The organism is Sphingobium xenophagum NBRC 107872 (assembly GCF_000367345.1).
GTDB lineage: Bacteria > Pseudomonadota > Alphaproteobacteria > Sphingomonadales > Sphingomonadaceae > Sphingobium > Sphingobium xenophagum.
The window spans coordinates 1-1020 of sequence record NZ_BARE01000009.1; the positions used below are offsets into that span (position 1 = coordinate 1).

General features: G+C 62.0%; 2 protein-coding genes. Both read right to left on the reverse strand.

The window, feature by feature from the left end:
* Positions 1 to 84 precede the first annotated feature (84 nt).
* Positions 85 to 747 (reverse strand): ATP phosphoribosyltransferase, encoded by a 663-nt coding sequence (hisG, locus tag SX1_RS05365; protein ID WP_017184332.1) that lies wholly within the window; start codon positions 745 to 747, stop codon positions 85 to 87.
* Between the two features lie 12 nt (positions 748 to 759).
* Positions 760 to 1020 (reverse strand): hypothetical protein (locus SX1_RS24640; protein WP_217996401.1); only part of this gene is annotated, 261 nt, incomplete at its 5' end.

Here is a 1020-nt window from a genome sequence, read left to right on the forward strand (position 1 = left end):
TTGCCCTCACGATAAGGCGACACCCCTCCACCATTCGCTTCGCGAACGGTCCCCCTCCCCTTGCAGGGGAGGATTGAATAGGATTCACGCCGCATCCTTGACCCCCACGGCCTTGCGAAACGCCTCCACCATTGGCGCGAGTTCGGCCGAGCGCATCTTGAAGGCGGCGCGGTTGACGATCAGGCGGGCGGAAATGGGCATGATGATGTCGGTTTCGACAAGGCCATTGGCCTTGAGCGTCGCGCCCGACGAGACAAGATCGACGATACGACGCGACAGGCCGAGGGAGGGGGCCAGTTCCATCGCACCGTTCAGCTTGACGCATTCCGCCTGAAGCCCGCGCGCTTCATAATATTTGCGCGTCAGGTGCGGATATTTGGTGGCGACGCGGACATGGCTGATCGCGGCTTCATCTTCATCGGCGAGGTCTGCGGGCTGCGCGACCGACAGGCGGCAATGGCCGATGTCGAGGTCGACCGGCGCGTAGAGTTCGGAATAGTCGAATTCCTCGACCACGTCGGAGCCGACAATGCCGATCTGCGCCGCGCCATGGGCGACGAAGGTGGCGACGTCGAACGCGCGCACGCGGATGATCGAGACATTGGCGTGATTTGTCGCGAAGCGGAGCGCCCGGCTCTTCTTGTCATGAAATTCCGCCTCCGGTTCGATACCGGCTTTGGCGAGCAAGGGCAGCGCTTCATCGAGGATGCGGCCCTTGGGAATGGCGAAGGTGAGGGTGCGAGTCATGACGCGCGGGCCTTAGCGGGGCCGGGGGGGGAGGGCAAGGATTTGGGGCGTTGCTACTGGCCAGCGATCGAAAAGGGCATAAGGTTGCGCGATGTCCATACTCATTGACATTATCGCAGGTTTCTTCACGAGCGACCTGTCTGTGGGCTGGAAGTTAATTGCTATTTTGGGCTTGGCATTGCTGGGGCTGGCGGCGATTTTGGCAGCGGCCTGATTGCCTTCCCTTCCGTCATCCCGGCGGAAGCCGGGATCCCGCTTCTTCTGTGGCTCCCC